This window comes from Pseudomonas sp. AC242 (genome assembly GCF_979258655.1).
The window spans coordinates 934,196-960,237 of the sequence record NZ_OZ409873.1 but is presented as its reverse complement, the minus strand read 5'-3'; the positions used below and the strand labels follow the sequence as shown (position 1 = coordinate 960,237).

At 56.0% G+C, this 26,042-nt stretch carries 26 protein-coding genes; 17 read left to right on the top strand and 9 right to left on the bottom strand.

All coding sequences use genetic code 11. From position 1 onward, the window contains the following. The first annotated feature begins 266 nt into the window (after positions 1-266). The 6 genes from phhA to ACZZ0A_RS04345 all read left to right on the top strand — a co-directional run bounded on the left by phhA (position 267) and on the right by ACZZ0A_RS04345 (position 4,679). Positions 267-1,058: a phenylalanine 4-monooxygenase gene (phhA, locus tag ACZZ0A_RS04370; protein ID WP_007920123.1), complete on the top strand. Its 792-nt coding sequence runs from the start codon at positions 267-269 to the stop codon at positions 1,056-1,058. A gap of 117 nt (positions 1,059-1,175) precedes the next feature. Further along, entirely contained in the window at positions 1,176-1,532 is a 357-nt protein-coding gene (locus tag ACZZ0A_RS04365) for a 4a-hydroxytetrahydrobiopterin dehydratase (RefSeq protein WP_003222798.1), read from the top strand. After that, entirely contained in the window at positions 1,532-2,725 is a 1,194-nt protein-coding gene (locus ACZZ0A_RS04360; RefSeq protein WP_463542566.1) for an amino acid aminotransferase, read from the top strand. The genes ACZZ0A_RS04365 and ACZZ0A_RS04360 overlap by 1 nt, the downstream gene beginning before the upstream one ends. A gap of 267 nt (positions 2,726-2,992) precedes the next feature. Then, complete coding sequence (locus ACZZ0A_RS04355) at positions 2,993-3,124, top strand: hypothetical protein (protein ID WP_016987951.1); 132 nt, start codon at positions 2,993-2,995, stop codon at positions 3,122-3,124. Between the two features lie 70 nt (positions 3,125-3,194). Further along, positions 3,195-3,377, top strand: a complete 183-nt coding sequence (locus ACZZ0A_RS04350) for a hypothetical protein (protein WP_025113527.1) — start codon at positions 3,195-3,197, stop codon at positions 3,375-3,377. Between the two features lie 114 nt (positions 3,378-3,491). After that, complete coding sequence (locus tag ACZZ0A_RS04345) at positions 3,492-4,679, top strand: MFS transporter (protein WP_177321057.1); 1,188 nt, start codon at positions 3,492-3,494, stop codon at positions 4,677-4,679. Here the strand turns inward: ACZZ0A_RS04345 and arfB are convergent. Further along, positions 4,676-5,089 (bottom strand): alternative ribosome rescue aminoacyl-tRNA hydrolase ArfB, encoded by a 414-nt coding sequence (arfB, locus tag ACZZ0A_RS04340; protein WP_007920134.1) that lies wholly within the window; start codon positions 5,087-5,089, stop codon positions 4,676-4,678. The genes ACZZ0A_RS04345 and arfB overlap by 4 nt on opposite strands. A 455-nt stretch (positions 5,090-5,544) precedes the next feature. Here arfB and ACZZ0A_RS04335 point away from each other — a divergent pair, with 455 nt between their 5' ends. The 7 genes from ACZZ0A_RS04335 (at position 5,545) to queC (ending at position 14,711) form a co-directional block, all read left to right on the top strand. Then, positions 5,545-5,808 (top strand): PAAR domain-containing protein, encoded by a 264-nt coding sequence (locus ACZZ0A_RS04335; RefSeq protein WP_007920142.1) that lies wholly within the window; start codon positions 5,545-5,547, stop codon positions 5,806-5,808. A gap of 116 nt (positions 5,809-5,924) precedes the next feature. Continuing rightward, a complete protein-coding gene (locus tag ACZZ0A_RS04330) occupies positions 5,925-10,595 on the top strand; it encodes an RHS repeat-associated core domain-containing protein (protein WP_463542565.1) in 4,671 nt (1,556 codons plus the stop codon). Then, positions 10,592-11,056: a hypothetical protein gene (locus ACZZ0A_RS04325; protein WP_095114477.1), complete on the top strand. Its 465-nt coding sequence runs from the start codon at positions 10,592-10,594 to the stop codon at positions 11,054-11,056. Before ACZZ0A_RS04330 ends, ACZZ0A_RS04325 begins: the two co-directional genes overlap by 4 nt. A 490-nt stretch (positions 11,057-11,546) precedes the next feature. Then, complete coding sequence (locus tag ACZZ0A_RS04320; protein WP_463542564.1) at positions 11,547-11,948, top strand: hypothetical protein; 402 nt, start codon at positions 11,547-11,549, stop codon at positions 11,946-11,948. A 416-nt stretch (positions 11,949-12,364) separates the two neighbouring features. Beyond that, complete coding sequence (locus tag ACZZ0A_RS04315) at positions 12,365-13,096, top strand: hypothetical protein (protein WP_463542563.1); 732 nt, start codon at positions 12,365-12,367, stop codon at positions 13,094-13,096. A 261-nt stretch (positions 13,097-13,357) separates the two neighbouring features. Then, the gene (locus ACZZ0A_RS04310; protein WP_463542562.1) at positions 13,358-13,744 is read left to right on the top strand and encodes a hypothetical protein; all 387 of its coding nucleotides are present in this window, start codon (positions 13,358-13,360) and stop codon (positions 13,742-13,744) included. Positions 13,745-14,012: 268 nt separating this feature from the next. Then, positions 14,013-14,711 (top strand): 7-cyano-7-deazaguanine synthase QueC, encoded by a 699-nt coding sequence (queC, locus tag ACZZ0A_RS04305; protein WP_401044028.1) that lies wholly within the window; start codon positions 14,013-14,015, stop codon positions 14,709-14,711. Between the two features lie 67 nt (positions 14,712-14,778). Here the strand turns inward: queC and ACZZ0A_RS04300 are convergent, their stop codons facing one another. Both ACZZ0A_RS04300 and ACZZ0A_RS04295 read right to left on the bottom strand, forming a co-directional pair. Continuing rightward, entirely contained in the window at positions 14,779-15,657 is an 879-nt protein-coding gene (locus tag ACZZ0A_RS04300) for a queuosine precursor transporter (RefSeq protein ID WP_007919658.1), read from the bottom strand. Next, entirely contained in the window at positions 15,641-16,246 is a 606-nt protein-coding gene (locus ACZZ0A_RS04295; RefSeq protein WP_042704939.1) for a helix-turn-helix transcriptional regulator, read from the bottom strand. Before ACZZ0A_RS04295 ends, ACZZ0A_RS04300 begins: the two co-directional genes overlap by 17 nt. A gap of 532 nt (positions 16,247-16,778) precedes the next feature. Here ACZZ0A_RS04295 and ACZZ0A_RS04290 point away from each other — a divergent pair. Next, positions 16,779-18,128 (top strand): serine hydroxymethyltransferase, encoded by a 1,350-nt coding sequence (locus ACZZ0A_RS04290; protein ID WP_463542561.1) that lies wholly within the window; start codon positions 16,779-16,781, stop codon positions 18,126-18,128. A 68-nt stretch (positions 18,129-18,196) separates the two neighbouring features. Here the strand turns inward: ACZZ0A_RS04290 and ACZZ0A_RS04285 are convergent, their stop codons facing one another. Then, positions 18,197-19,615 (bottom strand): amino acid permease, encoded by a 1,419-nt coding sequence (locus tag ACZZ0A_RS04285; RefSeq protein WP_007919666.1) that lies wholly within the window; start codon positions 19,613-19,615, stop codon positions 18,197-18,199. A 299-nt stretch (positions 19,616-19,914) separates the two neighbouring features. On the opposite strand from ACZZ0A_RS04285, the gene ACZZ0A_RS04280 reads away from it, so the two are divergent. The 3 genes from ACZZ0A_RS04280 to ACZZ0A_RS04270 all read left to right on the top strand — a co-directional run bounded on the left by ACZZ0A_RS04280 (position 19,915) and on the right by ACZZ0A_RS04270 (position 21,682). Then, positions 19,915-20,301, top strand: coding sequence for a hypothetical protein (locus ACZZ0A_RS04280; RefSeq protein ID WP_463542560.1), 387 nt, complete (start codon positions 19,915-19,917; stop codon positions 20,299-20,301). Between the two features lie 207 nt (positions 20,302-20,508). Then, positions 20,509-20,646 carry a hypothetical protein gene (locus ACZZ0A_RS04275; RefSeq protein WP_003222780.1) on the top strand — a complete coding sequence of 46 codons (138 nt, stop codon included), beginning with the start codon at positions 20,509-20,511 and terminating at the stop codon, positions 20,644-20,646. A gap of 70 nt (positions 20,647-20,716) precedes the next feature. Beyond that, positions 20,717-21,682 (top strand): M29 family metallopeptidase, encoded by a 966-nt coding sequence (locus tag ACZZ0A_RS04270; RefSeq protein ID WP_095114467.1) that lies wholly within the window; start codon positions 20,717-20,719, stop codon positions 21,680-21,682. A gap of 231 nt (positions 21,683-21,913) precedes the next feature. On the opposite strand, the gene rluB is transcribed toward ACZZ0A_RS04270, so the two are convergent. The 5 genes from rluB to ACZZ0A_RS04245 all read right to left on the bottom strand — a co-directional run bounded on the left by rluB (position 21,914) and on the right by ACZZ0A_RS04245 (position 26,033). Then, a complete protein-coding gene (rluB, locus tag ACZZ0A_RS04265) occupies positions 21,914-23,134 on the bottom strand; it encodes a 23S rRNA pseudouridine(2605) synthase RluB (RefSeq protein WP_038363752.1) in 1,221 nt (406 codons plus the stop codon). A 143-nt stretch (positions 23,135-23,277) separates the two neighbouring features. After that, positions 23,278-23,469, bottom strand: coding sequence for a DUF1289 domain-containing protein (locus ACZZ0A_RS04260; RefSeq protein WP_007919669.1), 192 nt, complete (start codon positions 23,467-23,469; stop codon positions 23,278-23,280). A gap of 105 nt (positions 23,470-23,574) precedes the next feature. Continuing rightward, on the bottom strand, positions 23,575-24,570 hold the full coding sequence (gene scpB / locus ACZZ0A_RS04255) for an SMC-Scp complex subunit ScpB (RefSeq protein ID WP_095114463.1): 996 nt from the start codon (positions 24,568-24,570) through the stop codon (positions 23,575-23,577). Positions 24,571-24,581: 11 nt separating this feature from the next. Next, positions 24,582-25,280, bottom strand: a complete 699-nt coding sequence (locus ACZZ0A_RS04250; protein WP_172828192.1) for a segregation and condensation protein A — start codon at positions 25,278-25,280, stop codon at positions 24,582-24,584. 123 nt (positions 25,281-25,403) lie between these two features. Further along, on the bottom strand, positions 25,404-26,033 hold the full coding sequence (locus tag ACZZ0A_RS04245; RefSeq protein WP_095114461.1) for an L-threonylcarbamoyladenylate synthase: 630 nt from the start codon (positions 26,031-26,033) through the stop codon (positions 25,404-25,406). Positions 26,034-26,042 lie beyond the last annotated feature (9 nt).

Sequence of the window (26,042 nt, the reverse complement as noted above, 5' to 3'; positions counted from 1 at the left end):
GCTCATTCCTACAGGGGACCGCGCCAGACTTTTCTATGGTGGCACGCAGATAGTTGTCAAGATTATGTGACAGCCATCGGCCTTTTCAAACCCGTGAATCACCGTAAAAGCGAGATATCCGTCAAACCGTAACGATAACTTTACGAATTAAAGAGAAATTTCCTACGCGCAGGCCATTCAACCTGCTGCACATCAACCCGCTCTCAGGTAATTCTGAATCCATCGCTGGACATAACAAGAACGAATTCCCCTAGCAGGAGAGCAGTATGAAGCAGACGCAATACGTGGCCCGCGAGCCCGATGCGCAAGGTTTTATCGACTACCCCGCCGAAGAACATGCGGTGTGGAACACGCTGATCACTCGCCAGCTAAAAGTGATCGAAGGGCGTGCCTGCCAGGAATACCTGGACGGTATCGAAAAACTCGGTCTGCCCCACGACCGCATTCCGCAACTCGGCGAGATCAACAAGGTGCTCGGCGAGACCACCGGTTGGCAGGTCGCCCGCGTTCCGGCGCTGATCCCCTTCCAGACGTTTTTTGAACTGCTGGCCAGCAAGCAATTTCCGGTCGCTACATTCATTCGTACCCGCGAAGAGCTGGACTACCTGCAAGAGCCGGATATTTTCCACGAGATCTTTGGTCACTGCCCGCTGCTGACCAACCCGTATTTCGCCGAATTCACCCACACCTACGGCAAACTCGGTTTGCAGGCCACCAAGGAAGAACGCGTTTATCTAGCGCGTCTGTACTGGATGACCATCGAGTTCGGCCTGGTCGACACCCCACAAGGCAAACGCATCTACGGCGGCGGCATCCTGTCCTCACCGAAAGAAACCGTTTACTCGCTGTCGGACGAGCCTGAGCATCAAGCCTTCGATCCGCTCGAAGCCATGCGCACGCCGTATCGCATCGACATCCTGCAACCGCTGTACTTTGTCCTGCCGAACCTCAAGCGTCTGTTCGATGTGGCCCATGAAGACATCATGGCCATGGTTCGCCAAGGCATGCAGCTGGGTCTGCACGCACCGAAATTTCCGCCGAAACCGAAAGCCGCGTGAACCGCGACTTTTGCTGACAATTGAGCCTGTCAGTCGCCGCCAGTTTGGTTTAGCGTGACGGCATTGACAGCTCAAACGCTTTAATAAAAAAAACACACTCGATTTCAGGAATACACCATGTCGACTTTGAACCAAGCCCACTGCGAAGCCTGCCGCGCCGATGCGCCACAAGTCAGCGACGAAGAACTGCCGATCCTGATCAAGCAGATCCCTGACTGGAACATCGAAGTGCGCGACAGCATCATGCAACTGGAGAAGGTCTTCCTGTTCAAGAACTTCAAACACGCACTGGCCTTCACCAACGCTGTCGGCGAGATCTCCGAGGCCGAAGGTCATCACCCGGGCCTGCTGACCGAGTGGGGCAAAGTCACTGTGACCTGGTGGAGCCACTCGATCAAAGGTCTGCACCGCAACGACTTCATCATGGCCGCGCGTACTGACGAAGTGGCCAAGACCGCAGAAGGACGCAAGTAATGCATTTTGACGCCATCGGCCGGGTACCCGGCGACCCGATCCTCGGCTTGATGGAGGCGTATGCGCAGGACAGCAACCCGCGCAAATTCGACTTGGGCGTTGGCGTCTACAAGGACGCTCAGGGCCTGACGCCAATCCCGGAAGCGGTGAAACTCGCCGAAGCGCGCCTCGTCGAAAGCCAGGACACCAAGACCTACATCGGTGGCCACGGCAACCCGCTGTTCGGCAAAGCCATCAACGAGCTGGTGCTCGGTGCCGACTCGAAGCTGATTGCCGAACAACGTGCCGGCGCTACTCAGACCCCGGGCGGCACCGGTGCCCTGCGTCTGGCCGCCGACTTCATCGCCCAATGCCTGCCGGGCAAAGGCGTGTGGCTGAGCAACCCGACCTGGCCGATCCACGAAACCATTTTCGCCACGGCCGGGGTCAAGGTCAGTCACTACCCATACGTGGGCAGCGACAACCGCCTCGACGTCGAAGCCATGCTCGCGGTGCTCAACGAAGTGCCGAAAGGTGATGTGGTGCTGCTGCACGCGTGCTGCCACAACCCGACCGGTTTCGATTTGAATCATGACGACTGGCAGCGTGTACTGGACGTGGTGCGCAGCCGCAATCTGCTGCCACTGATCGACTTTGCCTACCAGGGCTTTGGCGATGGCTTGGAGCAGGATGCCTGGTCAACCCGCTTGTTCGCGGCAGAAGTGCCAGAGTTGCTGATCACCAGTTCCTGCTCTAAGAACTTCGGTTTGTACCGCGACCGTACCGGTGCGCTGATCGTCTGCGCGAAAACCGCCGACAAGCTCATCGACATCCGCAGCCAACTGGCCAACATCGCTCGCAACCTGTGGTCGACGCCGCCAGATCACGGCGCGGCAGTGGTCGCGACCATCCTCGCCGATCCAGAACTGAAAGCCCGTTGGGCCGATGAAGTGGAAGCCATGCGCCTGCGCATTGCGCAACTGCGCAGCGGCCTGGTTGAAGCGCTGGAACCGCACGGCTTGCGTGAACGCTTTGCGCACATTGGCGTGCAACGCGGGATGTTCTCCTACACCGGCCTGTCACCGGAGCAAGTGAAACAACTGCGTGAGCACCACAGCGTGTACATGGTCAGCTCGGGCCGGGCGAACGTCGCCGGTATCGACGCAACGCGCCTCGCCTTGCTGGCCGAAGCCATCGCCAACGTCTGCAAATAATCCCTCCCATTGCTCGCTCCCACGCTCCGCGTGGGAATGCAGCCCGGGACGCTCTGCGTCCCAACAGCGGACGCAGAGCGTCCATTGAGGCATTCCCACGCAGAGCGTGGGAACGATCAATCTCTCGTCTGGGCCTCCCCTGCGGCCATCTGTCGCATTAATTTGAATTAAAAGTCTGATTGTCATTTTTCCTGCTGTATCCTGCGCAGGCTTTCAAGAAGCGCGGATCTACCAGATCTATCAACAGACTTAGCGAGGAGCGCAACCATGCACGAGATTCCTAATCTCCCCTTCCCAAGCCTGCACGTACCTGAGCAGACGACCACGCAACAAGCCGGCGCGGGGCAACCCGAGCCGAAAGAAGCCGTTGAGAGCCGCCCGGCCGACAACGAAGAGTAAGACCCGTCGTACAGACCGTGTGGAAAGCGCTAACATGCGCTTTCCACACTGCCTGAACCCAGAGCCCGCCATGACCGACGAATTCTCCGAAAGCCAAGCTGCCGTACTGATCGGCGCCACCGAGAAAATGATCGAGATCTGGAATCGTCTCTCGCCTGAGAAACAAGCCGCCCTGCTCGCCCGTTTCGGCAGCGAAGAAAATGCCCTGGCGGCGCTGGTCACCACACAACTGGTTGCCCCGGCCAAATCCTGAAGCGTCCACCCGGCAAATAGTTTTACTTTTCCCGCCCCAGATCCGTCGGCGTCGGTATCATAAGCAGCCTATCTAATCTGCCGTTCCCGTGGATCGTTACCCATGTCGTCCTCTATGCCAGAACCCCAGCGCCCCCTGGCGGTTACGCTGCAAGTCGTTTCCATCGTCCTCTTCACCTTTATCGGATACCTGAACATCGGTATTCCGCTCGCGGTATTGCCGGGCTATGTCCACAGTGACCTGGGCTTTGGTGCGGTGATCGCCGGTCTGGTGATCAGCGTGCAATACCTCGCCACCCTGCTCAGCCGCCCGTACGCCGGCAAGATCATCGACAACCAGGGCAGCAAACGCGCGGTGATGATTGGCCTCGCCGGGTGTGGCTTGAGCGGTGTGTTCATGCTGATTTCGGCGTGGACACCGAGCATGCCGATGCTCAGTTTGATCAGTCTGTTGATCGGTCGACTGGTGCTGGGCAGCGCGGAAAGCCTCGTCGGCTCCGGCTCGATCGGCTGGGGCATCGGCCGGGTCGGCGCAGCGAACACCGCCAAAGTGATTTCCTGGAATGGCATCGCCAGTTATGGCGCACTCGCGGTCGGCGCACCGTTCGGTGTGTGGCTGGTCAGCCAGTTGGGTCTGTGGAGCATGGGCGTCAGCATCATCTTGCTCGCCGCGCTGGGCCTGTTGCTGGCCTGGCCAAAAACGCCGGCACCGATTGTCGCCGGCGAGCGTCTGCCGTTCATGCATGTGCTCGGTAAAGTGTTTCCCCATGGCTGCGGTCTGGCGCTGGGCTCGATCGGCTTCGGCACCATCGCCACCTTCATCACCCTGTATTACGCGACTCAACATTGGGACAACGCCGTGTTGTGCCTGAGCCTGTTCGGCGCCAGCTTCATCGGCGCGCGGCTGTTGTTCGGCAACCTGATCAACCGCCTCGGCGGCTTTCGCGTGGCGATTGCCTGTTTGTCGGTGGAAACCCTTGGTCTGCTGCTGTTGTGGCTGGCGCCGGACGCGCACTGGGCGCTGGCCGGTGCGGCGTTGAGCGGGTTTGGTTTCTCGCTGGTGTTCCCGGCGCTGGGCGTGGAAGCGGTGAATCTGGTGCCCGCATCCAGCCGTGGCGCAGCGGTCGGCGCCTATTCGCTGTTCATCGACTTGTCGCTGGGGATCACCGGGCCGCTGGCCGGGGCGATTGCGGCAGGCTTCGGTTTTGCGTCCATCTTCCTGTTCGCCGCCCTCGCCGCGCTAAGCGGATTGGCACTGAGCGTGTATCTGTACAAGCACACCGCCAAGTATCGCGAAGACTAGAAGTCCACTTTGCCGCGCCCGGCCTTGATGCTGCCGCGCTTGGTTTTCGATTCGAGCCGACGCTTCTTTGAGCCGAGGGTCGGCTTGGTCGGACGGCGTTTCTTTTCGACTTTGGTCGCGCTGAGAATCAGCTCGACCAGACGCTCCAGCGCATCGGCGCGGTTGGCTTCCTGCGTGCGGTATTGCTGGGCCTTGATGATCAGCACGCCATCGCTGGTGATGCGACTGTCACGCAGCGCCAGCAGCCGCTCCTTGTAGAACTCGGGCAACGACGAGGCCGGTATGTCGAAGCGCAAGTGCATGGCGCTGGAGACCTTGTTGACGTTCTGCCCACCGGCGCCTTGCGCGCGGATGGCGGTCAGTTCGATCTCGGCATCCGGCAGATGCACGTTGTTGGAAATCACCAGCATGGAAAAGCGTCCGTAATCAGAACCCGCAGGATACCGCGAAACAGACCTCGAACCTGCTGAAGATCCACTGCCGGCCTTCCCCTGTTCGCGATGAAGCCAAAGCAATCGCCATCGATTTGTCAGAAATCGATCAGCCGCCCAACTGCGCAACTTCTTGCGCACCTGTCGTCAAAAAAACGCCCGTCAATAGTCTCCAGCCCATGTCACACGGGCCCTGTAGCCGAGTGCGCAAGAAGTTGCACAGCACTGCGCAACTTCTTGCGCACTTTGAACCGTTTTCCCCAGCAAAAATCGATTTATCCCGCAGTCATCCGGCGCAAACCCTTGCTGCGTAATGGCCATATAGTGGCTGGCACGGATTTTGATATCAAATCGGCACTAACGCCTGCTGAACGCAGGCAGGAAAGACAGGGTAGCTCGCCGAGCCAGCCACCCTCGGTCAAAGGAATGACGCAATGAAAGACGCAATTCGCTTGGGCGACTCCACCACTCACGGTGGCAAAGTCCTCGAAGCCTTCTCCCGCACCGACCTCAACGGCAAGCCGATTGCCGGGGTCGGGCACAAGGTCAGCTGCCCGTTGTGCAAAGGGGTTTTCCCGATTGCCGAGGGCAGCAGCACCTATACCGTCGATGGCACCCCCATCGCACTCGACGGCATGAAAACCGCCTGCGGCGCCGCACTGATCGCCAGTGGCCCGAAAGGCGCTGTCGTCAGCTAATTCCGTTTTTTCACTTTGATGCGTACCTCTGAGAGGCGGCTTTTTCTCGCCCGCTCGTTGAGGTCTTCAATTTTTGCCCGCGAAGCCCGGACCTTGTCGCCGGGTGAGATGACGTAATGACCACTGAAACTGCTGTCGCAAAACGTGAGCCCCAAGCTGCCATCGTTCCACTCAATGCCATCGACGTTCAGGACGTCGCCAGCAGTGCGGCGGCTTTCGATGCCTGGCTGCAATCCGCCACCGATGGTGTGGTTACGCTTGACCGGATCAAGAACTACGCCGGCTTCTTGCCGGTGGTCGGCAACATCATGGCGCTGGTCGATGCGCTGAGTGACATCGTCACCCTGTCGGACGCCAAGCAACGCGACTTGCTCACGTGGGCCAGCCTTGGCATCAACCTGATTGGCGTATTGCCTTTGCCGCCGTCGATGGCGGCGGCGCGCATGACCCTGCGGCCGACGCTGTTTCTGGTGCGACAGGAGATGAGGGCCAGCAGCAAGTTGTTGCTCAGCACCTCGGTGATCGAGGTGCTGGTCGGTCACCTGAACGCCTCGATCATCGGCACCCTCGATGACTTTGTTGAGCAAGCCAAAGGCAAGTTACCGGGGATTCTGGCGGACGCTGGCAAGCTCGGCGAACAAATCATCAACGAGATTGCCACCGGTATCGAAACAACAGCCCTTGGCCGGCTGGATGCCAAGGGTGATCTGGAGGAAGCCAGCGCAAGAGCAAGCGTCGGCCGCGGCCAACTGCTCAACGACCCCCTCGCGACGGCCGACAACTTTTTAGCGGCCGCCAACAGCGCCTTGAAAGCGGCAGGCAAAGGGATGGTCAACAGCGTCGCGCAGAATCTGCTGCCAAACGATCTCCAGAAACAGATCACCACCGAGACCGGCAAACTGCGCGCGATGGGCCCGGAACTGCGCACGCAGTTGAGCAAGCTCGACGATAAAAATGTGCAGAACTCCATCGGCTGGCTGCTGCAGATCCTCTCCAGCGCCGTGACCCTGTGGCGCAAGCGCAATGCCCATGGCCAGAACGCCGCGGTCCATACGGAGAAGACCGGTAAGGCCACCCACACGGCAGCGGAAGGCGAATTGGGTGTTAACAACAAGCAAGCCCCAGCGAAAAGCGCGCCCAATCCGGAGAAAGGTCCCTGTAAATGCGCCACTGAATACAGCATCAACTTTGCCCTGGGTTCGGAAAGCCTCAGCCATACCGATTTCAGCCTGCCCGGCCCCTTCCCGATCGAATGGACGCGCACCTACAACTCGCGCCTCGAAGCCTACGATCAGAGCGAACTCGGCGCTCGCTGGATCAGCGAATTCACCACACGTTTCGACTGCGTGGACGATGGCCTGACGTTCTACGGCGCTGACGGCCGCGACCACAGCTATCCACTGCCAAAGGTCGGCCTGTTTCACTACGACGCCATCGAAGACATCACCCTGGTCCGCAACAGCGAAGATCAGTTGCTGCTGTGCCGTGGTTTCGAGCGCAAAGAAACCTACGTCCGCCGCGGCCAGCGTTTCGTGCTGAGCAATATCTCACTGCGCAACGGCGCCGGGATCATGCTGCATTACGAGCATCGCCATGGCGAACACTCGGTGCTCTCCGACCTGATCACCTATCAGGAAAACGACTTCACCAAAGTCCATTTGCACCTCGGCACGATGATCGACGATCACGGCCGGTTTATCGGCCTCTGGCAGATCGTTGACGGCGAACCGCTGCGCCAGCTCTGCGCCTATCAGTACGACACCTGTGGCGACCTGATTCAGGCGCAGGACGAGAACGGCGCCGTCTGGGCGTATCAGTTCCAGCACCACCTGATCACCCGCTACACCGACCGCACCGGGCGCGGCATGAACCTGCAGTGGAACGGTTCAAGCGCCAAGGCCAAAGCCGTGCGCGAATGGGCCGATGACGGTAGCTTCGACACGCGCCTGGAGTGGGACGAAAACATCCGTCTGACCTACGTCACCGATGCCCTCGGCAACGAGACCTGGCACTACTACGACATCCTTGGCTATACCTACCGCATCCGTTACGCCGACGAGCGTTCGGAATGGTTCTTCCGCGACGAGGCGAAGAACATCGTGCGCCGTGTGAATGCCGACGGCAGCACTGATCGCTACAGCTACGATGAGCGCAGCAACCTGCTCGAACACATCCGCGCCGATCACACGGTGATGCATTACGCCTACGATGATCAGGATCTGCTGATCAAGATCAGCGATGCCGAAGGCGGTCAGTGGCAGCGCGCCTATGACGATCAAGGCAACCTGGTCGAAGCGCTCGATCCGCTGGGCAACAAAACCGAATACGCCTACAACAAATCCGGCCAGCCCACCGCGATCAAGGACGCCAACGGCAACGAAAAAACCCTCGACTACAACGACGCCGGGCAACTGGTCGAGTACGTCGATTGCTCGGGCAAAACCAGCGCGTGGGAGTACAACGAACTGGGGCAGATGATCTGCTTCACCGACGCTGCCGGCAACGCCACCGAATACGAATACAAGGCCGGCCAATTGGTGTTGATCAAGCACCCGGACAAGACCGAAGAGCGTTTCGAGCGAGACGCCGAAGGTCGGTTGTTGGCGCACGTTGATGGACTTGATCGTTGCACCACGTGGAGCTACAGCGCCGCCGGTTTGATCGCCGAACGCATCGACGCAGCCGAACAAACCCTGCGCTATCGCTGGGACCGTCTCGGACGGTTAACGGCTTTGGAAAACGAAAACGAACAACGCGCGCACTTCCACTACGACCCGGTCGGTCGTCTGCTCGAGGAACGCGGTTTCGACGGCCGCAGCACGCGCTATCAGTACGACCCACTCACCGGCCGCCTCGCGCAATCGATCAATGGCCAACGCGTCATCTCTTTGAGCTTCGACCCGATGGGCCGCTTGACCGAGCGTCGCGCCACTCTGGGCGACCAGTCGCAAAGCGAAACCTTTGCCTACGATGGCAACGGCAATCTGGTGCTGGCCGACAACGCCGACAGCCGCCTGCAATGGTTCCATGACCCGGCCGGCAATCTGCTGCGCGAGCACCAGCATTATCTCGGCCTGGAAAAGCCCACCGTCGCGATCTGGCAGCACGAGTACGACGTGCTCAACCAACGAGTCGCCACCGTTCGCCCCGACGGCCACCGCGTCAGCTGGCTGACTTACGGCAGCGGCCACCTGCTGGGCCTGCGCCTCGATGAACACGAACTGATCGGCTACGAGCGTGACGACCTGCACCGCGAAGTCGCCCGCCATCAAGGCAACCACCTGCTGCAAACCCAAAGCTGGGACCCGGCCGGCCGCTTGCAGGAACAGTTGCTGGGACGCAGCGACGACAAATCCACCCTGCTCAAACGCGAGTACAGCTACGACGCCGCCGGCCAACTGACCGACATCAACGACAGCCGCCGCGGGCCGCTCGCCTATCGCTACGATCCGGTCGGCCGACTGCTCAGCGCCACCACACGTCAAGGCGTGGAAACCTTCGCCTTCGACCCGGCCGGCAACCTGCTCGACGACAAGGCGACAGAGATTCGCCGCCCACTGGACCTGACCCCACCACGCAGCAAACTGGTCGACAACCTGCTGCGCGAATACGCCGGCACCCACTACGAATACGACGAACGCGGCAACCAGATCCAGCGCTGGCACAACGGCCAACGCAGCGACCTGCGCTGGGACCTGTTTGATCGACTGGTGCATTTCGAAGACCCGCGCCTAAGCGTGGATTTCGCCTACGACGCACTGGGACGCCGCCTGCACAAAAACTCCCGCGCGCATTACAAACAACGTCCTGAAGCAGGTTCCCTCTGGAACAGAAACGAGCACGCGCGCAAACAACGCGAACTCGGCTGCGGCTTCACCTTGTACGGCTGGGATGGCGACAACCTCGCCTGGGAAAGCAGCCCAGCGCAAAGCGATGGTGAACCGGGTCGCACGGTGCACTACGTCTTCGAACCGGGCACTTTTGTCCCTGTGGCACAGGCTGTACGGCACGCGCCAATCGATCTGATTGGGCTGCCGGATTACAGCGGTGAATACAGCCTCGATGAAGACCCGGTGTGGAATCACAAGGCAACGGCTTTACCGTTTGATGCGTTGGCCTGGTATCAGTGTGATCACCTCGGCACACCGCAGGAATTGACGGACTCGCAAGGCAACCTTGCCTGGACCGCGCAATACAAGGCGTGGGGACAGGTGACGGAGCAGCGCTCGGAGTGGGCGCGGCAGCATGGCGTGATGAACCCGATACGGTTCCAGGGGCAGTATCACGATCATGAGACGGGGCTGCATTACAACCGGCATCGGTACTATGATCCGGGGGTTGGGCGGTTTGTTAGTAAGGATCCGATTGGCTACGCGGGGGGAATCAATCTTTATGCTTATGCGCCGAACCCGGTACTGTGGACCGATCCATGGGGGCTAAGTAACGAACCACTGGGTAGCGAAAATAATCCCTTTGTTACGTCTAGAGCAGCTCGACGCGAAGCCATGAGGCAAGCCGGTATACCCACAAGTCAGCAACCCAGCGGTCAATCCAAAAATAAATCCGGGTGGGAATATCGTTACGACTCACCACAACCAGGTGGAGGTAACGGACAATCATCCGTACAACAACAAACAATGGACGTAAGTCATCCAGACAAACCACATTGGGAAGCAGGTAAAGTAAAGCTTGACGATAACGGAAGTCCAAGGATGAGTAAACATGGCCGCCCTCAGTTACGCAACGGTAAAGGGAAAGCTTTCTATAAACAAGGGTGCTGCAAATGAATATAGATCCTTATAAAAGAGAAGTTCTTTATAGAAAGGCTCAAGGAAAAAAACTGCTTAGTCACTATCAAGAAAAGTTAGCCTCACTTGTAGCTCTACCTTTTGATGGATCGCTGCTTTTAAGTTTACCGGAAACAGATAGCGTAATCGCAGCGCTAATGACGAAGCGCGAGATCTCCTGTGTGCGCAAAGAATATTCGTTATCCACTGAAGCAATTAACTTTTCTTCGTCAGCAATCGAGAATCGGAAATACTATTTATTTATAGATGAGGACTGGAAATATTGTGGAGCCTACATGCTCGCAAGCGGCGCCTCCCTATGTGCGAGTTTTGATTTTGATAAATCCAAAAGTGATGAGATCAGGTTAATTGACGCCGAACTTTCTATGCAAATCTCTGTTGATTATAGTGAAATTTGCGGAGAGAAAATATTTGAATGCTGTATAAAAAAATATGAGTGAGCGACAGGAAATACTTGATGTTCTTGATAATTTTTTAGGCGATATTTACGAAAAGGCTTCGAGGCATCTAAATATTGTATTAAAAAGAAATTACGGTCACTACGAGTATTCGGGCGATAGATTCAGTGCCTACTTGACGTTTCTTCCAAGTGAAGTAGAGCTATTATTCGACGGAGAGGAGGTTGATGCTGAAAACTTTATTACTCCTTGGATTTGTGTACCTCCGATGGAGAAGTACTTGGTAGGAAAATAGTATCTGCAAGTGGAAATTCTGCCGAGATTGGTGTGATATTGGCCTCTACTGGTGAGCCCGTCCTTACACAGTTATTAGCGTTCTTGAATAACAGCATTACGGTTTAATTCATTGGAAAGGTCCACGATCAAAAAAAGTATGGATTGCTGACACTGATACCTACGGTGACTATATGAGCAACATAAGAGCGGGCAGGAAAAATATAAACTTTAAATCTTTGAAGTGCAAGAATGCTAAATGATTACGTCTGCTGAAGAATTTGTCGCGCTGCGCGATAGTGAAATAAAAGTCGATTATGATCGAGCAGCAATGGAAGAGGCTCCTCTTTCAGTGTGGCGCGAAGTAATTGAAAGATTTCCTGAGCATAGAAGATGGGTGGCTCACAATAAAACAATACCACTGGAAATTCTTGAAGAGCTATGTGCGTTCGATGCCAGTGCCCGACGTTTCGTTGCATCCAAGCGAAAATTATCACTTACATTGTTCGAGCGACTTTCCCTGGATCCCTGCTCCGTGGTGAGAGGTGCAATAGCTGCAAATAGAAAAACACCTATCGAAATTCTTGAAAAGCTGCTCAATGATGAAAGCGAGAACGTTGCAAGAGTGGCGGAGTGTAATTACAAAGAAAGAAAGCCTTGATTGTGCGGCCTTAAAGTAGATCTTGCGGAGCATATAGGGGGTGGATCATATGGTCAAAAAACCAACATACACCGTCTACCCCTAACAAGATCGGCACCCTAACATCTGTTCTTGATCCGCAAGCCGTCTATTTTAATTCAAGTAAAGTGCGTCAGGGTTGATAATCCGCCCGAACTAACACTATATTAGCTTACAAAAAGCCCTGACCCATATATGATTTCTACTGATTCCCATAAGCTGATTTAGCTGTTTATAGCTGGGATGGATAATCTCCACGTCGCCTAGCTTGGCTTATTGAATTTCTTGAATATAGTCCACCCCTGAAAAAATTAAGATAATGTCACCCCGTCCTTTTCTAACGTTTTAAATGAAGAACATTAGCTATATGAGAACCAAGATTCAAAAGGGTAGCCACAATGAAAACCATCGTTGATATCGGGTCTGTTCTTGCTACCAAATCTGGTGGGTTTCACTTTGATAACTCATGCGACTCATTATGGTATCTGGCTACAGGCTATGATTACGGGTCGATCTTTGATTATTTGGCTCCAATTTTCTTTCGATATAATATATATACCGTACTTGCTACCGAACTCGATTCAAGTAGCAGTATCGCGAAAAAACTAGGCCTACATAAAAGAGCATTTGGAAAGCTTGGTTTGGCCGCGACGAACAAAAGAAGACATCTCGAATTAAACTTAGACATTGAGGGGAGGCATAATTTCTGCGACCTCTCAACCACATCCAGTAGCGAAGAAATAAAAACACTTTTGACAGCCATATACAAAGGATGGAATGCGTTAATATTTTTGTCAGAGACGGAATTGAATGAAAGTGATAAAAAAGAGAGCCTTAGTGTAATTAGTGAAATTTATAGAGCTTCAGGTACAGACTTCTCTCAAGCCTCCTCATTAAAGTTATTTCATAAAGTGATAGCAGTACTATGTTCGAAAAAATGCATTGTCGTCATGCTAGGTGAAGACCAATCTGATACTCGAGCAATATTAATCTCTGACCCTCCCGAACAGATAGTAGAATTTTCAGAGCTTGCGAATAACTTGGTTGAAGCCGACTCCGCCCCTACTCCAACACCGTTTACTCGTGACTTTATACTTAAAACTCCTTTCGTGAGACGGCGTATGCTTTAGATATAAAGAAAATCCTAAAGCTGCATTACTCTCTTCGCGCTCCAATGGTTAATTTGACTTTCGTGCACAAGCACAAAGAATCTCTCGTAAAAAGACCAAGTTATTGAAGATCAAACAAACGAAGTCTGTCCCTGGTAGAATCGACAACTTCTCATCTAGTCATGATCAGGGGTGCCGTCCACCTCAAACCAAGTGCGGCCCATCAGAGATGAGGAGTAACCCAATCAGGTATGCAATCCTCACCACCTATAGGTAGTGTCTATGGAACAAGTAAGCAAGGTTTCGGAGGCCTTTCATCGTTTTGAAGATGGGTTAATTCTTTCTTTCGAATTTTTTTACCTTCCCAACGAACCCCTTGCCGCGCAAGTAATATTCCATGCCAGAGATCATAGAGTTAAAGGCAACGTATGGAAGAAAGTAAAGGTGATAGTAGGGGCGGTGGAGGAGTTAAGTGCAAAAATCAAAGGCAATCAGTTTAACTCAATATGCTCTGGGGTTAGGATCTCGAAATTTGACGACGTCTGGTGTGTGGAAATTGATGGAAATTACGACATGGATGCCGACCCCTCTTCACTTGCCCAGATACGCGAGGATGGAGAGCTTTACATAATTGGCCGACAGATAAAAATCCTCGAGATTGAAGACTGATTTTTATCGGTTTAGTTTTCGAAAAATCGAACCGTTGCGGAACTTCGTCCCGCGTGAGCATCCTCCACGGGACACGCTAACCGCGATCTAGCGTTTGCACCTTTGAGCACCTGCAAGGAGAGGAAATCCTCGGGGACTAGCCTCACTCCACTTTAAGATAGCCGCTCACGGACTCACGCGCGCATCTGGACTCTGCACCGAACTCCATCCCTATTTCGAGTATCATCTCCACCTTTGCCCTCAAGACCTCAATGCAGGAAGCATAACCATGACCAACAAAGCAGTTATCGTATTCAGCGGCGGGCAGGACTCCACCACGTGCTTGATCCACGCCCTGACCCACTACGATGAAGTCCACTGCATCACGTTCGACTATGGTCAGCGTCATCACGCGGAAATTGAAGTGGCGCAGCAGCTGTCGAAAAAGCTCGGTGTGACCGTGCATAAAACGCTGGATGTGTCCTTGCTCAATGAGCTAGCCATCAGCAGCCTGACCCGCGATAACATTCCGGTGCCGACCGTGAACAGCTCTGGCGAGAGTCTGCCAAGCACCTTCGTTCCGGGACGGAACATTCTGTTTCTGACCCTGGCCTCTATCTATGCCTATCAAGTCCAGGCCAAAACGGTCATTACCGGTGTCTGTGAAACCGACTTCTCGGGCTATCCCGATTGCCGGGATGAGTTCGTCAAGGCCTTGAATAAAGCCCTCGAATTAGGCATGGATTACAAGCTGCAACTGGATACGCCATTGATGTGGCTGAACAAGGCAGAAACCTGGGCCTTGGCTGATTACCACCATCAACTGGATCTGGTTCGCGAAGAAACACTGACTTGCTACAACGGCATCAAAGGCACTGGATGTTCCGATTGCGATGCCTGTAATCTTCGCGCCAAAGGCTTGAATGAGTTCCTGAACAATAAAGTGCAGGTCACTCAAAGCTTGAAAGAGAAACTTGGCTTAAAGTAATACTGCAACAAGGAGCGCTCACTCAAGCATGTTGGCAACAACGTGCCGAGTGAGCGCCCTCCTCTGCTTACTGCGTTTGCGCACCCGTCAGGTACTTCTTGAACAATGATCTTGCGCCGTAGGCCGGCAAGATATTAAAGAACGCAAAACCTACCTTGATTGCGATCTGAACGTAGATCATGCCCAGTATCGCGCTATTTTCCATTGTTCCGTAAAACGCAATATAGCAGAACAGAAAACTGTCGATGATCACGGCAAACAACGTGCTTAAAAACACTCGCAAAAACAGAAACCTGGAATTTGTCAGCTCTTTAATCTTGCACAACAGGTACGAGTTTATGTTCTCGGAAACCAGAAACGATATAGAAGACGCTACCAGAACTGCTGACAACTGACTGATAACATCATTGTAAGCGCCATCGAGTTTCCAGCCCGGCAATCCCGGAAGATGGGTCGTGATGGCCAGCAGAATGATAATCGCGGCGTTGCTGATGAACGCGAACAGAATCGCTTTTCGCGCGAGCCTCAGGCCAAACGTTTCATTGAGCAAGTCAACGATCAGAAACGTCAGCGGATAGAGGAAAGTGCCCGGCGTTACGACAATATCGAAATACTCGAGGTAGATCGGTTTTGTCGCTGCAATACTGGTAAAAATGTAAAGCGTGAACAGCATCAGGTTCAGGATGATGTAGATCATCCAGGAACTCTCATGACGGTCATTGATTTCGTAAGCGGTGAGTGCTCCGCCCTGGGAGTAAAACTTCTTGTAGAGGTTTTTCACTTCGATTTTATTCAGATTATCCATAATCTCACTATTCAACACTTCACTTAGCTTTATTTTAATTATTTTGCCTGTTGCGATGACCATGATGACGGCCAGGCTTTTTCCATTTTCGAATCCCAGCAACTTGTACTTGCTGTTTTCCAACTCAACACTGCAATCCATTAAATCGTTCCTCGATTACATCTCCGATCACGCATACACGATCCGTATCAAAGTTGCCTTCATGGCTTATAGATAACTTCGCTGTGATTTTGTCATACACCAGCTTTTCCCTGTCGCTGGTCGACGCTCCTTTCTGCACGATCAATAGATCGCCGGGTTCATTCATGCCGCTGATTTCATTTTCCAGCAAAACGCCAATCAGATTAAAGGACGCGCCAAAATAGTAAGTCAGTGGATAAATCGTGGCCAACTCACCAATTCTCTTATCCAGACTTTGCAGCAGCAGACTTTCTTTAATCACCGGAACCGCCGCCGGATTCATATTCCCCTGTGGCGAAATACTGCTTTCGATGATTTCCTTTTCTTCAAAATCAATCGTCTCTATTTCCTCGTAAGACACTCCGAAGAAATCAGAAATCTTGCGCACAGTGGACTGTTGTACATTGACCACTTTACCTTCAAGAATGTTATAGATGGTCGTGCGGGTCAAACCACTGGAGTGACACAAGGACAACTGCGTCTCCCCGCGACTCTTTATCAGGTATTTGATGTTGTTCTTCAGATTCTCCGATCTTTCTCTTCTGTGCATCACATGCTTATCATCCATTTTTAACTGCAATCAATGTCACATCCCGAATGATCATTCCGGACATACACAAGTGAGGTAGGAAATTGCAGTTATATCCCTGTCAGTGCCGCGCAGGATCATAGCATTCTCCCTCCCTGGGTTCGGTATAAAAAGTCAGCTTTCACAGGCTGCTTCCGCCAACGTGCGGGGGTCATTTCAGCCTCCGTACGGACTCGTCAGTTCCTTTCGACTTCCACCCAAGGCCGGAAAATCGGCACCGGGCAATGCCTGTTTTACACCCGACGCGACCACAAAAAGAATCATTTTCTTTGAAGAATGTTCATTTTTTTGATTAATTCTGTGGCGTTCCTCACTGAAAAATTTATGATGCGTCAATCCGGCGTCCCATTCTCGAGAGTGAAAGGACGAAAAAACGGGGGGCCTGTACAGGGTTTAGTTTTGCGCGCACAGCGGTCAAAACACGGATTCGCCTGTACAGATCTGGCAAGCAAGGACATGCGCAAATCACGCAAAACCAGGGAAGGAATAAGCAATGGCAGTCATTACTGAACCACTCAAGAACCAGGCTGACTTGCTGCGACGCGGCCTGGCAGATCTCCGCGCAGAAGACGCCGAACTGGCGGCCATTCTCGACGCTGAAGTGACGCGCCAACAGCACACGCTTTCACTGGTCTCCTCCTCCTGCGCAGTCCAGCCGCGAACCTTGGCGGCCTGCGCTTCCGTGTTGGTCAACGTGACCGCTGAAGGCGTCTCCGGCAAGCGTCACAGCGCAGGGTGCGAGAATGTCGAGCTGGTCGAATCGCTGGCCATCCGCCGGGCGCGGCAACTGTTCGGCGCGCAATACGCCAACGTGCAGCCACACTCAGCGTCGAACGCCGTTTACCAAGTGCTCACAGCTTTGCTAGAGCCGGGCGATACCTTGCTGGGCATGGCGGTGGAACACGGCGGTCATCTCACGCATGGCAGCCTCGCCACGTTTTCCGGCGCCTACTACAAGGCGATCCAGTACGGCACGACAGCAGACGGCCTGATCGATTACGACAAGGTTCGCCTGCTCGCACTCGCCCATCGCCCACGCGTCATCCTCTGCGGCGCCACCGCCTATTCGCGCGTGGTGGACTTCCAGCGGTTTCGCGAAATTGCCGATGAAGCCGGGGCCATCCTGCTCGCCGACATTTCGCATATCGCCGGGCTCGTCGCCACCGGACGACACCCAAGTCCGATCGACGCCGCCCACGTCACCGTCACCTGCACGCACAAGCAACTCGCCGGGCCTCGCGGTGGCGTGATTCTCAGCGGTGCTGATGCGAACACCAAGATTCCCGGTTTGCGGACCACCTTCAGTCGCCTGCTGGATCAAGCCGTTTACCCGCGAATGCAGGGCGCGCCGGCCGCCAACATGATCGCTGCGAAGGCTGCCGCGCTAGGCTATGCAATGTCCGCAGCATTCGACGCCTGCATGGCGCAGATCCGCCGTACGGCGGATGAAATGGCCAAAGCGTTTCAGGGCAAGGATTATGAAGTGGTCGGCGGCTGCAGTGAAAACCATACGGTGCTGGTTCGCTTGCGGGGTGGCATCACGGGGGCTATCGCCGAGGCGGCGCTGGGGCACTGCGGGATCATCGTCAACAAACATCGCGTACCCGACGATCCCCGTTCGGCACTTGTCACCAGCGGGCTGCGTATCGGCACCGCTGCGCTGGCGCAACGTCGGGTCGATGTCCACGGCAGCCGCCAGATCGTCGATTTGATCGTGCGGATTCTGAACACGGTAGCGCCGCTCGGCGAACAGGATTACACCCTGGAACCGCTGCTCCTCGCGCAGTTTCGTTCAGAGGTCGAAACCCTGTGCAGGGACTATCCTCTCGCCGACTATCAATAGCGCACCAATATTTGCACCCATAAAAAAACCCGGCACTCAGGCCGGGTTTTGTGTTTCTGCGTCAGCGCTTACTTGGCAGCACCTGCCGCGTGCACGGCCTGCTGCGCACCGCGCTTGTTCTTGATCACGTAGCAGACCCACATGAACACGACCCACACCGGAATCGCGTACACCGAGATCTGAATGCCCGGAATCAGCAGCATCACGCCGAGGATGAACGCGACGAACGCCAGGCAGATGTAGTTGCCGTACGGATACCACAGCGCCTTGAACAGCGGCGTCTGCCGGGTCTTGTTCATGTGCTGACGGAACTTGAAGTGCGAGAAGCTGATCATCGCCCAGTTGATCACCAGCGTCGCAACCACCAGCGACATCAGCAGTTCCAGCGCGTGCTGCGGGATCAGGTAGTTGAGCAGCACAGCGACCAGCGTCACCGCCGCCGAAGCCAGAATCGACCGCACCGGCACGCCGCGCTTGTCGATTTTCGCCAACACTTTCGGCGCATCGCCCTGCTCGGCCATGCCCAGCAGCATACGGCTGTTGCAGTAGGTGCCACTGTTGTACACCGACAACGCAGCAGTCAGGACCACGAAGTTGAGGATGTGCGCGGCGGTGTTGCTGCCGAGCATCGAGAACACTTGCACGAACGGGCTGCCGCTATACGAATCGCCGGACGCGTTGAGGGTTTCCAGCAGGCTGTCCCATGGGGTCAGCGACAGCAGGATCACCAGTGCACCGATGTAGAAAATCAGGATCCGGTAGATCACTTGGTTGATTGCTTTCGGGATCACGGTTTTCGGCTTGTCCGCTTCAGCAGCGGTGAAACCGAGCATTTCCAGACCGCCGAAGGAGAACATGATGATCGCCATAGCCATCACCAGACCGCTCACACCGTTCGGGAAGAAACCACCGTGCGACCACAGGTTGCTTACCGAGGCTTGCGGGCCGCCGTTGCCGCTGACCAGCAGGTAGCTGCCGAGCGCAATCATGCCGACGATCGCCACGACCTTGATGATCGCGAACCAGAATTCGGCTTCACCGAAGACTTTGACGTTGGCCAGGTTGATCGCGTTGATCAGCACGAAGAAGGCTGCCGCAGATACCCAGGTCGGAATGTCCGGCGCCCAGTAGTGGATGTATTTACCGACCGCGGTCAGCTCCGACATGCCCACCAGAATGTACAGAATCCAGCAGTTCCAGCCCGACAGGAAACCGGCAAAGCCGCCCCAGTACTTGTGCGCGAAATGGCTGAAGGAACCGGCCACCGGCTCTTCGACGATCATCTCGCCGAGCTGGCGCATGATCATGAAGGCGATGAAGCCGCAGATGGCGTAGCCGAGGATCATCGACGGGCCAGCGGATTTCAGTACCCCGGCCGAGCCGAGGAACAATCCGGTACCGATCGCGCCACCGAGGGCGATCAGTTGAATATGGCGATTTTTCAGGCCGCGTTTCAGCTCGCCTGATTGCGAGGGTTGTCCACTCATGAAAAAGGTCTCACGCAAGGTTTGATGATGTTCAGTAGACGTTGCTGCCAGGTTGCGATTTCAAGCAGCCCCGATCAAACCCCAGCGCAGGCACCAGGAGTTCAGCTTATTTACAACGGTCATGCGTCACCTGTTTGTTTTTATCTGTGACGAAATCGAACCCGAAACGCTTGTGGCGCGACGGAGTGAACAAGGCGGAAAGCCTTGAGATTTGCGCGATTACGCAGAGGGTCACAGTTAAAACGCGGCGCATTGTACACCGCTAACCCCCTGCTGCCAGACCCCGCTGGATCAGCGTGATGGTTGCCGGGATTGCGTGTGTCCGCTTCGAGATGCTCGAGCGGCTGCAAAAAATGAGTCAGGCCTTTGCAGGCCATCGGCGTGGACGAGGAAAAAACCGTCCCACGGAGAGAGGTGGAGATCAGTCACGGCGTTCATTGCGCCTCCTTCTTGTTATGCACCTGCACGACAGGCATGGGGCGCATCTCACCTTGCAAACGCCGCTGAAACAAGCGCGCCAGAGCCCTGCGCAGCCTGCGGCGGAGCAGACTGCGGCAGCTTTTCCTTACAGCGCTCATGGCGGGTTGGATTCACTCGGTTTTAGCGGCATTTTCGTAAACATTTCTTTACGACGCGTAACGCAGAGTTTCCATTTCAGAAAATTCTGTCAGACGTCTGCAAATTGACGGTAGCTAGCTTGCTAATGAAAACCATGACTTAGTTTTTTGTTTTTAAATAAGAAAAACCGAGCGTAAAAACAGAATAAAAAGTCTATTTAAAAATTAAATGAATAATTTTTTGCATTACAAAAAACCCTGAACTAGGTTCTTCACGTCTTGCCGGCCACCTCGACCGGCCAGTCACAACCGTGAAAGTCATCTAGGAGATCGACCATGCAAGCACTGGAAAAAGACTTGGATACCGAACTGCAACTGGACGAATGGTTTGAAGCACCGACCCACGAGGCGGCTGTAGAAATGATGCAAGCCGACGCGGTAGTTCCGTTCGGCACGGCGATGTGGCCTCTGTAGACATCCCCGGGCAGGCACGATCCGGCCGGTCGTGCCTGCCGCTTTCTTCACGGTCAGTCAGGGAGGACTCATGGATAAGCCCCGCGCGATCTCGCATTTCCTTTACTACCTCGAACATCACCCTGCCCTTGCCGGCCTCGACTCGGCGAAGGTATTGCTCGGCCACACGGCTGATTACGCAGCGCTGACCGGCGCGATCGCCGAACAGGCCGGCGATCATCCTCGCTTCCACTTCAGCGCCCGACGTCTGGACCTGGAAAGCACTGCAGCGCTGACCTCGGCAATCACCGACAGCGATCTGTACATTTTCTTCTACGACTCTTCCACCCTGCCCAACCCACGCCCCGACGGCCCGGAATTCGTCCGTGCACTGCAAGGCGTGATGGCGGAAAACTGGAAGAAGTCGCTGCTGTTCAAGGACTACGGCGAGTATTTCTACGACACCTTCAGCGTCACCCCGCAGCGGATTGCCGGGCTCAACAGTCACCTGATCCAGCGCATGTCACAGGCGACCACGCTGAGTTTCAAGGACGACGACGGCTCATGGTTTGAAACGCCGCTGAGCAGCATCAAGAAGTGGACCGACATCAACGGCGTCGGCAACTTCGACCTGGCCCCCGGCGAAATCGCGACCCACAGTGAAGCCATCAACGGCCATGTGAAATTCAAGGGCACATTCCTCAGCACCATTCCGTTTGCGCGCAAATACGGAGTTCTGGAATCGCCACTGGAGTTGTGGATCGAAAACTCGACCATCAGCCGCATCGCCACCGACGTGCCGGGGCTGGAGCATGATTTCAACAAGTACCTGGACGCCAATCCGTCGAACCGGCGGATTGAAGAGCTGGGGATTGGCACTAACGAAGGCGTGAAAGATCTGTATGCGCGCAATGCCGGGTTTGAGGAGCGGCACTGCGGGTTGCACCTTGGTTTGGGCGGTGGGGCCAAGGGCAGTCATCACCTGGACCTGATCTTCTCGGGCGGCGTTTTGGCGCTGGATGACAAGCCGGTGTTTGACGGACGGTTTGTCTTCTGATCCTGAAAATTAGGTGGCTGCACTGGCCTCATCGCCGGCAAGCCAGCTCCCACAGGTTTTTGTTGCGCTGCATAAATCCTGTGAACACCGCAGATACATGTGGGAGCTGGCTTGCCAGCGATGAGGCCCTCAAAAGCACCACATACCTTTCGCCAGACAAAAAAAACGCCAACCCTGCGGTTGGCGTTTTTGCTTTGGCTTGAAGCTTGCCGCTAGAAGCTCACAGCTGCCTTATTCCGGCTTCTTGCGACCAAACCCCGGACGCTGACCGGAACCGGCCGGTGCACCACGACGCTTGCCCGACGGCTTGTCGCCATCAACCAGTTTGATCCCCGGACGCTTCGGCGCAGGCTTGGCCGGGCGCTTGTTGGTGGTGTCCGCTGGACGATCCGCCACTGGCGTACCACGACCGGCAGGTGCACCACGCTCGCCACGCTCAGTGCGACCGTTGGCCGGACGCGGAGCGCGCTCGCCGTCACGGGCGACTGGTTTGCGACCTGGACGTTCGCCTTCGATCTGCGGCTCGCGGCTTGGACGTGGGCCAGTCGGCGCGCCAGCGGCTGGACGCAGGGTGCGGACGCGCTCGGTCTTGCCCATCGGGCGCGACGATTTGCGCTGCATACGCTCAAGCTTGTCTTTGCTCTTGGCGTTCAGTTGCGGCATCGCCACCGGCGTCAGGCCGACTTCAGCACTGAGGATGTCGACTTCGTACTGGCTCATTTCGCGCCAGCGGCCCATCGGCAGGTCGGAGTTGAGGAACACCGGACCGAAACGCACGCGCTTCAGACGGCTGACCACCAGACCTTGCGATTCCCACAAGCGACGAACCTCACGGTTACGACCTTCCATCACCACGCAGTGGTACCAGTGGTTGAAGCCTTCGCCACCCGGCGCCTGCTTGATGTCGGTGAACTTGGCCGGGCCGTCTTCCAGCACCACGCCAGCCTTCAGACGCTCGATCATCTCGTCGTCGACTTCACCGCGTACGCGCACGGCGTATTCACGGTCCATTTCGTAGGACGGGTGCATCAGGCGGTTGGCCAGTTCGCCGTCGGTGGTGAACATCAGCAAACCGGTGGTGTTGATGTCGAGACGACCGATGTTGATCCAGCGGCCTTCTTTCGGACGCGGCAGCTTGTCGAACACGGTCGGACGGCCTTCCGGGTCGTCACGGGTGCAGATCTCGCCATCGGGTTTGTTGTACATGATCACGCGGCGGACCGATTCGGCCGCCTCTTCGCGCTTGATCACCTTGCCATCAATGGTGATGGCGTCGTGCATGTCGACGCGCAGACCGAGGGTGGCGTCTTTGCCATTGACCTTGATCCGGCCCTGGCTGATCCAGGATTCCACGTCACGGCGCGAGCCGACGCCGATACGGGCGAGGACTTTCTGCAGCTTTTCGCCTGCTGGGCCGATTTCCTGGTCGTCTTTCTGAATGATGTCGCTCATCTGGGCACCTCCCGGTGTGGTCTGTTCAGGCGGCGCCCGAAGCATTGAAATCTGGGTACTCAGCCGAAGGGATCGGCGAAGGGTCGCGAATCATACGCGGATGCGCGCCGTCGCGCATCAGAGACTAGCTGATCAATGGGCAGTTATTTCTTTTTCCGCCGACCGGCGCCACCGAGTTTGATCAGGCGCAGCGCGGCTTCGGCCAGCACCGTGCGCTTGTCGTCCTTGTCGAGTTTCTTCCAGGCCTTGATTTCGCGCTTGCTGCGGCCGCAGCCGAGGCAGATGTCGTCGGTGAATTTGCAGAGGCTGATGCACGGGTCTTTTGTTGAACTCATTTGAATACCTTTGGGAGATCAAAAGATCGCAGCCTTCGGCAGCTCCTACAGGGGACGTATTGCAATGTAGGAGCTGTCGAAGGCTGCGATCTTTTCAGCGCCCCCTCAGTCTTCGAACTCGCGGCGTTCGGCTTCGATGGCTTCGGCCAGGGCGCGGGCTTCGGCTTCTTCTTCGCTCAGCTCGGGTTCGGGTTCGGGCGCCGGTTGTTCGAGGGCGGCGACGGCAGCCAACAGCTTTTCGCGGGCTTCGGCGACGCCAAGAATGTCCTCTTCCGGTTCGGCTTCTGGCTCAGCTTCAAGTTCAACTTCGATGGTTGGCTCGGCGATCTGCGGCGCAGGCTCAGTCTCGATTTCTGCTTCAGGCGTCGGCACTTCACCATCCGCCGCATCCCGCAGCAAATCGTCGAAGTCGGTCTTGATCCCCTCCTCCATGCTGTCCAGTTCCAGCAACAACGTATGGAAACTGGTTTCCTCCTTCTCTTCCTCCGGCTCGGCGCTGGCGTCGGCCAACTCCTGCAAACCCTGCGGCACCGGCGCGTCGTCAAAATCGAGCACCGGGTCGGTTTCCATTTCGCGCAGCTCGGCCAATGGCGGCAGATCTTCGAGGTTCTTCAGGTTGAAGTGATCGAGAAAACCTTTAGTGGTGGCAAACATCGCCGGCTTGCCCGGCACATCGCGGTAACCGACAACCCGGATCCACTCACGCTCAAGCAAGGTTTTGACGATGTTGCTGTTCACCGCCACACCGCGCACGTCTTCGATCTCGCCACGGGTGATCGGCTGGCGATAGGCGATCAGCGCGATGGTTTCCAGCAAGGCGCGGGAATAGCGCTGCGGGCGTTCTTCCCAGAGTCGGCCAACCCACGGCGAAAACTTCTCGCGGATCTGCAAGCGATAGCCGGACGAGACTTCCTTGAGCTCGAAGGCGCGGCCCTCGCAGGACTTGCCCAGCAGTGTCAGGGCTTTCTTGAAAACCGCAGGCTCGGGACGTTCACCTTCTTCGAACAGTTCAAACAGGCGTTCAAGGGATTGCGGCTTTCCCGAGGCCAACAGAAAGGCTTCAAGCAGGGGCGCCAGCTCGCGGGGTTCAGTCAGGTTCATGTTTCGACTCGTTATTCGGCTCGGGCTCGCACGTGGATCGCGGCGAACGGCTCATTCTGCACCAGCTCGACCAAGGATTCCTTGACCAGTTCAAGGATCGCCATAAAGGTCACCACCACACCCAGCCTGCCCTCTTCGGCAGTGAACAGCTCGACGAACGGCACAAAACCGCCGCCCTTGAGCCGTTCCAGCACATCGCTCATGCGCTCGCGGGTGGACAATGCCTCGCGGCTGACCTGGTGGCTTTCAAACATATCGCCACGGCGCAGCACTTCGGCCATGCACATCAAAATCTCTTCCAGCGCGACATCCGGCAACAGCTTGCGCGCCCGGGCTTCCGGGGCGTCGAGCTTGGGCACGATCACATCACGGCCGACGCGGCTCAGACCATCGATACCTTCGGCGGCCGCCTTGAAGCGCTCGTATTCCTGCAAGCGACGGATCAGTTCGGCGCGCGGATCGTCTTCTTCGTCTTCGACGGTTTCGGCGCGCGGCAGGAGCATGCGCGACTTGATCTCGGCGAGCATCGCGGCCATCACCAGATACTCGGCGGCCAACTCGAGGCGCACCGACTGCATCAGCTCGACATAGCCCATGTACTGGCGGGTAATTTCCGCCACCGGGATGTCGAGGATGTTGATGTTCTGTTTGCGGATCAGGTACAGCAGCAGGTCGAGCGGGCCTTCAAAGGCTTCGAGAAAGACTTCCAGCGCATCCGGCGGGATGTACAGGTCGAGCGGCATTTCCATGACCGCCTGGCCATAGACCATGGCAAACGGCAACTCTTGCTGAGCGCCGGCCTGGGGATCGGCAACGGTTTCCACTGCGGACATTCAGGCCTCGACCATGAACGGCGTCGGATCGCCGCAACCGACGCGGACCACTTCCGGGTCATCGCCGGTCAGGTCGATCACGGTGGACGCTTTGATGCCGCCAAAGCCGCCATCGATGATCAGGTCCACCTGATGTTCGAGCAATTGACGCATTTCGTACGGATCGCTCAGCGGGTCTTCATCGCCGGGCATGATCAGGGTCACACTCATCAACGGCTCGCCCAGTTCGGCCAACAGCGCCAGCGCGATCGGATGGCTGGGCACGCGCAGGCCGATGGTGCGCTTCTTCGGATGCAGCAGCAGACGCGGCACTTCGCGGGTGGCGTTGAGAATAAAGGTGTAAGGCCCCGGCAGATGCGCCTTGAGAATACGGAAGGTGCCGGTGTCGATCTTCGCGTAGTTGCCCAGTTGCGACAGGTCGCTGCAGATCAGCGCGAAGTTGTGCTTTTCATCGAGTTGACGCAAACGGCGCACGCGCTCGATGGCGGTCTTGTCGCCGATCTGGCAGCCGATGGCGTAGGAAGAGTCCGTGGGATAAACCACCACCCCGCCTTTGCGGATGATTTCGACCGCCTGTTTTATCAGGCGCGCTTGTGGGTTTTCCGGATGTATCTGGAAAAATTGACTCACATTCTCTAC

Coding starts and splice junctions, on each gene's coding strand:
- ACZZ0A_RS04320 (WP_463542564.1), top strand. CDS start 11,547: ATGATTACGTCTGCTGAAGAATTTGTCGCGCTGCGCGATAGTGAAATA.
- ACZZ0A_RS04260 (WP_007919669.1), bottom strand. CDS start 23,469: ATGAGTTCAACAAAAGACCCGTGCATCAGCCTCTGCAAATTCACCGAC.
- ACZZ0A_RS04310 (WP_463542562.1), top strand. CDS start 13,358: ATGGAACAAGTAAGCAAGGTTTCGGAGGCCTTTCATCGTTTTGAAGAT.
- ACZZ0A_RS04275 (WP_003222780.1), top strand. CDS start 20,509: ATGCAAGCACTGGAAAAAGACTTGGATACCGAACTGCAACTGGACGAA.
- ACZZ0A_RS04270 (WP_095114467.1), top strand. CDS start 20,717: ATGGATAAGCCCCGCGCGATCTCGCATTTCCTTTACTACCTCGAACAT.
- queC (WP_401044028.1), top strand. CDS start 14,013: ATGACCAACAAAGCAGTTATCGTATTCAGCGGCGGGCAGGACTCCACC.
- ACZZ0A_RS04365 (WP_003222798.1), top strand. CDS start 1,176: ATGTCGACTTTGAACCAAGCCCACTGCGAAGCCTGCCGCGCCGATGCG.
- ACZZ0A_RS04335 (WP_007920142.1), top strand. CDS start 5,545: ATGAAAGACGCAATTCGCTTGGGCGACTCCACCACTCACGGTGGCAAA.
- ACZZ0A_RS04360 (WP_463542566.1), top strand. CDS start 1,532: ATGCATTTTGACGCCATCGGCCGGGTACCCGGCGACCCGATCCTCGGC.
- ACZZ0A_RS04290 (WP_463542561.1), top strand. CDS start 16,779: ATGGCAGTCATTACTGAACCACTCAAGAACCAGGCTGACTTGCTGCGA.
- ACZZ0A_RS04315 (WP_463542563.1), top strand. CDS start 12,365: ATGAAAACCATCGTTGATATCGGGTCTGTTCTTGCTACCAAATCTGGT.
- rluB (WP_038363752.1), bottom strand. CDS start 23,134: ATGAGCGACATCATTCAGAAAGACGACCAGGAAATCGGCCCAGCAGGC.
- ACZZ0A_RS04325 (WP_095114477.1), top strand. CDS start 10,592: ATGAATATAGATCCTTATAAAAGAGAAGTTCTTTATAGAAAGGCTCAA.
- scpB (WP_095114463.1), bottom strand. CDS start 24,570: ATGAACCTGACTGAACCCCGCGAGCTGGCGCCCCTGCTTGAAGCCTTT.
- ACZZ0A_RS04300 (WP_007919658.1), bottom strand. CDS start 15,657: ATGGATTGCAGTGTTGAGTTGGAAAACAGCAAGTACAAGTTGCTGGGA.
- ACZZ0A_RS04280 (WP_463542560.1), top strand. CDS start 19,915: ATGGTTGCCGGGATTGCGTGTGTCCGCTTCGAGATGCTCGAGCGGCTG.
- phhA (WP_007920123.1), top strand. CDS start 267: ATGAAGCAGACGCAATACGTGGCCCGCGAGCCCGATGCGCAAGGTTTT.
- ACZZ0A_RS04345 (WP_177321057.1), top strand. CDS start 3,492: ATGCCAGAACCCCAGCGCCCCCTGGCGGTTACGCTGCAAGTCGTTTCC.
- ACZZ0A_RS04295 (WP_042704939.1), bottom strand. CDS start 16,246: ATGCACAGAAGAGAAAGATCGGAGAATCTGAAGAACAACATCAAATAC.
- ACZZ0A_RS04350 (WP_025113527.1), top strand. CDS start 3,195: ATGACCGACGAATTCTCCGAAAGCCAAGCTGCCGTACTGATCGGCGCC.
- arfB (WP_007920134.1), bottom strand. CDS start 5,089: ATGCTGGTGATTTCCAACAACGTGCATCTGCCGGATGCCGAGATCGAA.
- ACZZ0A_RS04330 (WP_463542565.1), top strand. CDS start 5,925: ATGACCACTGAAACTGCTGTCGCAAAACGTGAGCCCCAAGCTGCCATC.
- ACZZ0A_RS04355 (WP_016987951.1), top strand. CDS start 2,993: ATGCACGAGATTCCTAATCTCCCCTTCCCAAGCCTGCACGTACCTGAG.
- ACZZ0A_RS04285 (WP_007919666.1), bottom strand. CDS start 19,615: ATGAGTGGACAACCCTCGCAATCAGGCGAGCTGAAACGCGGCCTGAAA.